Origin of the sequence: Arthrobacter sp. 2YAF22_2 (genome assembly GCF_052114645.1) — a bacterium.
Classification (GTDB): Bacteria; Actinomycetota; Actinomycetes; order Actinomycetales; family Micrococcaceae; genus Arthrobacter.
The window spans coordinates 1-6,940 of the sequence record NZ_JBFRFD010000155.1; the positions used below are offsets into that span (position 1 = coordinate 1).

Sequence of the window (6,940 nt, forward strand, 5' to 3'; positions counted from 1 at the left end):
GCACGGAGGTCCTGCTGCGCGGCTGCACCGAACTCAGGGCCTGGCTTGCCGCGGACCCCACCCGGTCCCTCGCCGTCAACGTCTCCGGCGTTCAACTTCAGCAGGGCACCTTCCCGGACCTGCTCTTCGCAACGGCCTGCTCCTGCGGGGTGGACCCGCACCAGCTGGTCGTGGAGGTCACCGAAAGCGTTTTCTTCGACGACGACTGCCAGGTCCAGCGCCAGCTCGCGCAGCTCCGCAGCGCCGGCGTCCGGGTGGCCCTGGACGACTTCGGCACCGGCTACTCCTCCTTGGGCCGGCTGCAGGAACTTCCCGTGGACACCCTCAAGATCGACCAGTCCTTCGTGGCCATGATCCGCACCGGGCAGGAACGACTGCCCATCCTGAACTCCATGATCGACATGGCCCACGGCCTCGGGCTGACCGTGACCGCCGAAGGCGTCGAAACCCGGGAACAGGCGCAGTACCTGATGCTGCGCGGCTGCGATTCCCTCCAGGGCTACCTGTTTTCCCGGCCCCAACCGGCCGCCGCGCTGCCCGAGGCGCTTGCCGCGTCGGCCCGGACCATCTCCGGCCTGCGCAGCGACACCGCGGTGCAAACGCGGCGGGTGCTGTGATTTATGTCTCAGGGTCCTATGATGCTTGAAGTTTACTGACCGCCGAACTGCCGGTGGAATCGAATACCGATAACCCGGGGGCTGGCATCAACGTGGAACAAGGACTGGCGGAGACCCTGCTGATGCAGGGCCCAGACGCGTTGTTGCTGCTCTCTACCGAGGGGACCATCTCCTTCCTCAATCCGGCCGCCGAACGCCTGTTCGGCTATGCCCGTGACCAGCTCATCGGCGTCGGCCACCGCCGCCTGCTGGTGGAGGACGACCGCGGTGGATTCCTGCGGGTCCTGAGCCGCCTGGGCCGCACCGGAATCTACGGAACCAAGCCCTTCAACGCCGTCGGGCTGCACCGGGACGGCCGCGAAATCCCGCTGGAAATGACCTGCTCGCTGGTCACCGTCCAGGGCGAAACGTCGATGGCAGTCGCCGTGCGCGACGTCTCGCACCGCGCCGACGCCGACGCCGGCCGCCGGCAGGCCGTCTCGCTCCTGGACGCGACGCTGGAGACGACGGCGGACGGCATCGTGGTGGTCTCCAACACCGGCCAGATCACCGGCGTCAACGAACAGTACCTCCGGCTGTGGGGCATGCCGCGCGAGATCCTGGCCGAGGATGACGCCTCTGCGCTGGTCAGGTTCATCGCCAAACAGCTGCTGGATCCGGACTCCTTCAAGGCCAAGGTCGCCGAACTCTACGCGAACCACGAGCTGCACAGCCAGGACCTGCTCGAGTTCCGGGACGGCCGCACGGTGGAACTGTATTCGCGACCCCAGAAGGTCGCGGAGGAGGTGGTGGGCCGGATCTGGAACTTCCGGGACGTCACCTCCCGCACCGTGGCGCAGGACCAGGCCCGCCGCGCGCTCGAAGAGCTAGCCCAGCAGGCGGACCAGCTCAAGGCCCTCGCCTTCCGGGATCCGCTCACCGGGCTGGCTAACCGGATGCTCTTCAACGAGCGCGCCACCGAAGCGCTGGAATCCCCCGGCTCGGTGGCGGTGCTGCTGCTGGACCTGGACGATTTCAAGGAAGTCAACGACATCCTGGGCCACCACGCCGGGGACCAGATGCTGGTGGAGATTTCCCGCCGGCTGCAGAATTGCGTGGGCCCCCACGGCACCGTGGCCCGCCTGGGCGGCGACGAATTCGTGGTGCTCCTGGTCGACTGCAACGACTCGGACGCGGTGGCGCAGCGGATCGTCAGCACGCTGAACGCCCCGGTCACCATCGAAGGAACCCTGATGCGGCCCGGGCTGAGCCTGGGCGTGGCGACCCGTTCGGAGGAGGGCATGTCCTCCTCCGAGCTGCTGCGGCAGGCGGATGTGGCCATGTACGCCGCCAAGGAGGCCGGCAAGAACTGCTACGTGCACTTCCAGCCGGAGATGCTCGCCACCCTGCTGGAACGCACGCAGCTGGCCGCGGGGCTGCGCCGCGCCGTCGAACTGGGCCAGATCACCGTCTTCTACCAACCCGTGGTCTCCACGAACCGGCGCGAGGTGGTCCAGTACGAGGCCCTGGCCCGCTGGGAACGCGACGGCGTGCTGATGCCCCCGGACACCTTCATCCAGACCGCGGAGCGCAGCGGCCTGATCCGCGACATCGGGGCGGAGGTCCTGCGGCAGAGCTGCACCGAACTGCAGTCCTGGCTGGCCGCGGATCCCGGGCGGACCCTGGCCGTGAACGTCTCCGGCGTGCAGTTGCAGCACAAGGACTTCGCCGAGCGGGTGCTGGACATCGCGGCGTGGAGCAGGGTGGATCCGCACCAGCTGGTCCTCGAGGTCACCGAGAGCGTGTTCTTCGACGCCGCCACCCACGTGATCCAGCAGCTGATCACGCTGCGCGCGGCGGGCATCCGGGTGGCGCTGGACGATTTCGGCACCGGCTACTCCTCGCTCGGCCGGCTGCAGGAGCTTCCGGTGGACGCGGTGAAGATCGACAAATCGTTCGTGTCCATGCTGCGCACCGGCGAGGAGCGGCTCCCCATCCTGACCTCGATGATCCACATGGCCCACAGCCTGGGCCTGCGGGTGACCGCGGAGGGCATCGAGACGCCCAGGCAGGCCCGGTACCTGATGGAGCATGAGTGCGATTCCCTGCAGGGATTCCTCTTCTCCCGTCCGGTGCCGGCGTCGCAGCGGGCGGCGGCCGCGGCCCAGTCCGCGGAGGCCATCGAGGCGCTGCAGGAACCGGCGGCCGTGCTGTAGGTTAGGCCGGGTCTTCGCCCCGCGACCGGCCCGGGCGACACATTCGCCCATGCCGGCGCGCTATGGGTCGGTCCGGCGTAAGAGTGTGCCCCTGACCACTTATGATTCAGAAGACATTTCCATCGCTTTGGGGGCAGGACATCTTATGGACGCAGCATTCGCACAAACGGTGCTGGAGCACAGCCCCGACGCCCTCCTGCTGCTTGCCCCGGACGGATCCATCTCCTTCGTGAACAACGCCGCGGAGCAGCTCTTCGGTTACTCCCGGGCGCAGCTGCTGGGCGCCGACTACAGCCTGCTGCTGGCCGAGTCGTCCCGGGAGGATTTCCACACCGTCCTGGCCGGACTTGCTGGCAGCGCCGGGAAGCCAGCAGGTGCGGCGCGGCCGCCCTTCGCCGGTGCGGGTCGGCACGGCGACGCCACCGAGTTTCCGCTGGAAATCACCCTTGCCGCCCTGCCGCCCGTGCCCGGCAGCTCCGGAAACAACGGCACTGGCGCCGGCGCTGTGGGCACCGTCGCGCTTTCAATCCGCCGCGCACTGGCCGCGCCACGGCGGCCCGCGGCGTACGACGGCGGCACCGCGGCCGCCGCTGCGGCGGCTCCCCGCCGTCGGACGTTCAACTCGCTGGAGGCCGAACTGGTGCCCGGGACCACGGGCGTGCTCCCCCGGCTCACCGCGGCCGAGCACGACGACCAGCTGAAGGCGGCCGTGCTGCGTGATGCGCTGACCGGGCTGCCCAACGGGACCCTGTTCAACGAGCGCCTCGCCGCGGCGCTGCGCCGGCCGGACCCGGTGGACGTGCTGCTGCTGAACGTGGACGACTTCAAGAGCTACAACGACATGCTGGGCCGCTCCGCCGCGGATGAGCTGCTGGTGGAGGTAGCCAGCAGGCTACGCAACTGCGTCCGGCCGCACGACACCGTGGCCCGGCTGGGCGGCGACGAGTTCGTGGTGCTGCTGACCGAGTGCCTCGACGCCGGGGCCGTGGCCAAACGGATCTCCGAGTCGCTGTACGCGCCGGCCCGGATCGGCGGATCGTCAGTGCGGCCCGGGGTCAGCATGGGCCTGGCCGCCAGGACGCCGCAGACGCACGACGGTGCGGAGCTGCTGCGGCAGGCGGACTCGGCCATGACGGCGGCCAAGGCTGCGGGGAAGAACACCTGGCTGCAGTTCCGGCCGGAGATGCTGAACACCGCCGCGCACAAGGACCAGGGCGAAGCCGGGCTGCGGCAGGCCGTGGAGCTGGGCCAGATCTCGGTCCACTACCAGCCGGTGGTGTCCCCCGGGCTCGGCGCCGTGGTGCAGTTCGAAGCGTTCGCGCGCTGGGAGCGGCACGGCAAGCTGGTGCCGCCCAACCAGTTCCTGCCCGTGGCCGAGCAAAGCGGCCTGATCCGCGAGATCGGCGACGAGGTGATGCGCCGCGCCTGCGCCGAGATCCGGCCCTGGCTCGCCGGCGACTCCACCTACAGCGTGTCCGTCAACGTCTCCGGCCTGCAGTTCCAGCACCGCGACTTCGCCACCGACGTGCTGGCGATTGTCGCCTCCACCGGGGTGGATCCGCGCCAGCTGGTGCTCGAGCTGACCGAGAGCGTGTTTTTCGACGCCGATTCGGACGTGATGCGTCAGCTCCGGCAGCTGCGCGACGCCGGCGTGCGGATCGCCATGGACGACTTCGGCACCGGCTATTCGACGCTGGGCCGGCTGAAGGAACTGCCGCTCTACAAGGTCAAGATCGACCGCTCGTTCGTGGCCATGATCAAGACCGGCAAGGAGCACCTGCCGTTCTTCCGCACCATGATCAAGGCGGCCCAGGACCTTGGGCTGAAGGTCACGGCCGAGGGCATCGAGACCCCGGAGCAGGCCAAGTACCTGATGGATCTGGGCTGCGATTCGCTGCAGGGCTACCTGTTCGCCAAACCCGCCCCCGCCAGCGAACTGGCCGGCACCATGGAAAGCGCCCTGACCGCGATCGACAAGGTCGAAGCCGCGGGGTAGTCCTGGGTGGACGCGCCGGTGGGCGGACGGGCCGGTGGGCGGCCTCAGTCAGACAGGAGCTGCCGCTGCACCCGGGCGGCTCCGTCACCGGTGAGCTCCTGGCTTGCCTGCGGCCTACCGGACAGCGTTGTGATCAACGCCGCGGCATTTCCGGTCACTTCAGCGCCGGTCCCGTAGCTCCAGCCGGTGTCGGGGGCGGACAATGCGAGTCCATCGATCAGTCCGGTCTTGAGCGCCCGCCGCGCCTTGGGGCCGACCAGCTGGTCCAGGACGACGTTGGCGCTTTGCGGGTTGATGGTGCGATCGATGCCGAGGGGACGGTAGATGTCTTCGGCATGGATCACCAGGTGGCACAGCGGCGCCTCCGGCGGGGCACCGGGGATGCCGAAACGGCCGTCCTTGGTGGCGCGAAGAGCGTCCACGATATCCCTGGTCGGCCGGGTGTCCCCCGTCGCCCATCGGTCAGCCATCGCGTCGAATTTGAACCCCGAGGCAGCCATCCTGCCGAAGAAACGCGGCACCGACATCTCGTAGGGCATCAGCAGGTGCACTGCGACGTCCCGGACACGCCAGCCGGCGCACAAGCTGGGCTCGTTCCACTGCTCAGCGTCCAACCCCTCCAGCGCATCGACCAGCCTGGTGCGCTCGGCGTCGATCAAAGCATCGATCTCAGTCATGTCGTGCCCTTCCGGATCTGGCGGCACGGTTACGTGTTCCGGCCGGTGAACTTTCGCCAGAGTACGCCGGTTCAGGCCGGAGCCCCAGCATTCCGTCGAACCCTGCCTGGTCCCGCGGTTGCTCCCCGGACTCCCGCTCGTGCCCCGACGCCGAGGGACACGCCCCGCAGCCCTAGGTGTACGCGGCTAGGCCCGCGGGTCAAGCTTGTCGGACGCCTCCGCCACCATGGCCGCGCTGCGCTCCCACAGCTCCCGGGCCAGCCCGGCGTCGTAGGCCTGCTTGTTGGCCTTCGCCAGGGCGCGCTTGGCGTAGTACGCACCGGAGGCCCAGTCGCGGCCAGGTGTGCCGTTGGCGAGCCACAGGAGGGTGTCAGCGCCCTGGTCCGGGGTCAGCATGAAGCGCTTGAGGAACGACGTGTAGGCCAGGCGCATGGGGCTGGTGGAGTCGGCCGCGAAGTTGGTTGCCACGCCGCCGGGGTGGAAGGCAGCGGTCGAGACGCCCTCCGCGTGGTAGCGGGCGTGGAGTTCCGTGGTGAAAAGGATGTTGGCGAGCTTCGCGTTGCCGTAGGCGCGGTTGGTGGAGTAACTCCGGGACGCGTCGAGGTCCTCGATGTCCAGCTTGGCGAAGATCGAGTTCGCGACGCTCGAGGTATTGATAACCGTGGCCTGGCTCGCGGTGAGCACGTCCAGCAGCTCCGTGGTCAGCAGGAAGGGGGCCAAATGGTTGATCTGGAAGGTCTTCTCGTGGCCGTCGACGGTCAGTTCCCGGGCGCCCATGATGCCGCCGGCGTTGTTCGCCAGGACGTCGATCCGCGGGTACTTTTCCTTCAGCTGCGCGGCCAGCCGGCGCACCTGCGCCAGTTCGGCGAAGTCGGCCACGTAGGAGTCGGCCCCGATCTCGCCCGCGATCCGCGCGGTCTTCCCCGCGGACCGGCCGACGACGACGACGTGCTCCCCCTGCGCGGCCAGGGTCCGGGCTGCGGCCGCGCCGATCCCGTCGCTGGCGCCGGTGATGACGATGGTCCGTGCGGTCATGGGGAGTCCTTAGAACGGAAGCGGTATTCGGGGTGTCGGCCTCGAGCCTACCGAAGCACAACGACAGGGAGCTAGCCAACGTTCCGCCCCACTCCGACGCTCCCGCACATCCGGCGGGTTCCTCCCCGACGCTCCCGCACATCCGGCGGGTTCCTCCCCGACGCTCCCGCAGATCCGGCGGGTTCCCTCCCAACGCTCCCGCAGCTCTGACCCGACCAGGGTGCGACCGGAGAGTTAGTTTCCACGACTGCTGGAGGGTTGTCGAAATGTGCGCCGGTGGTGCGGGAGGGTTGTCGGAATGTCCCTCTACGTCAGGCTGGTTGTGAGTCAGTCAGTGATTGAAGAGGAGCAGGAGTAGCCATGACTGTTGGTCCGCGAGGTATTAGCCGCGATGAGATTCGAGAATTGGTGCATCAGTAT

General features: G+C 68.6%; 5 protein-coding genes. 3 read left to right on the forward strand and 2 right to left on the reverse strand.

Features of this window, described 5'->3' with window-relative positions:
• The 3 genes from AB4Y86_RS08400 to AB4Y86_RS08410 form a co-directional block, all read left to right on the forward strand.
• A partial coding sequence (locus tag AB4Y86_RS08400) for an EAL domain-containing protein (protein WP_441401800.1) occupies window positions 1-617 on the forward strand: 617 nt, incomplete at its 5' end.
• 53 nt (window positions 618-670) lie between these two features.
• Window positions 671-2,812 carry a putative bifunctional diguanylate cyclase/phosphodiesterase gene (locus AB4Y86_RS08405; RefSeq protein WP_441401801.1) on the forward strand — a complete coding sequence of 714 codons (2,142 nt, stop codon included), beginning with the start codon at window positions 671-673 and terminating at the stop codon, window positions 2,810-2,812.
• A 145-nt stretch (window positions 2,813-2,957) separates the two neighbouring features.
• Window positions 2,958-4,808: a putative bifunctional diguanylate cyclase/phosphodiesterase gene (locus AB4Y86_RS08410; protein WP_441401802.1), complete on the forward strand. Its 1,851-nt coding sequence runs from the start codon at window positions 2,958-2,960 to the stop codon at window positions 4,806-4,808.
• Between the two features lie 44 nt (window positions 4,809-4,852).
• On the opposite strand, the gene AB4Y86_RS08415 is transcribed toward AB4Y86_RS08410, so the two are convergent.
• Together AB4Y86_RS08415 and AB4Y86_RS08420 are read right to left on the reverse strand one after the other, a co-directional pair.
• Entirely contained in the window at window positions 4,853-5,485 is a 633-nt protein-coding gene (locus tag AB4Y86_RS08415) for a maleylpyruvate isomerase family mycothiol-dependent enzyme (RefSeq protein WP_441401803.1), read from the reverse strand.
• Window positions 5,486-5,671: 186 nt separating this feature from the next.
• Window positions 5,672-6,520 carry an SDR family NAD(P)-dependent oxidoreductase gene (locus AB4Y86_RS08420; RefSeq protein ID WP_441401804.1) on the reverse strand — a complete coding sequence of 283 codons (849 nt, stop codon included), beginning with the start codon at window positions 6,518-6,520 and terminating at the stop codon, window positions 5,672-5,674.
• Between the last annotated feature and the right edge of the window lie 420 nt (window positions 6,521-6,940).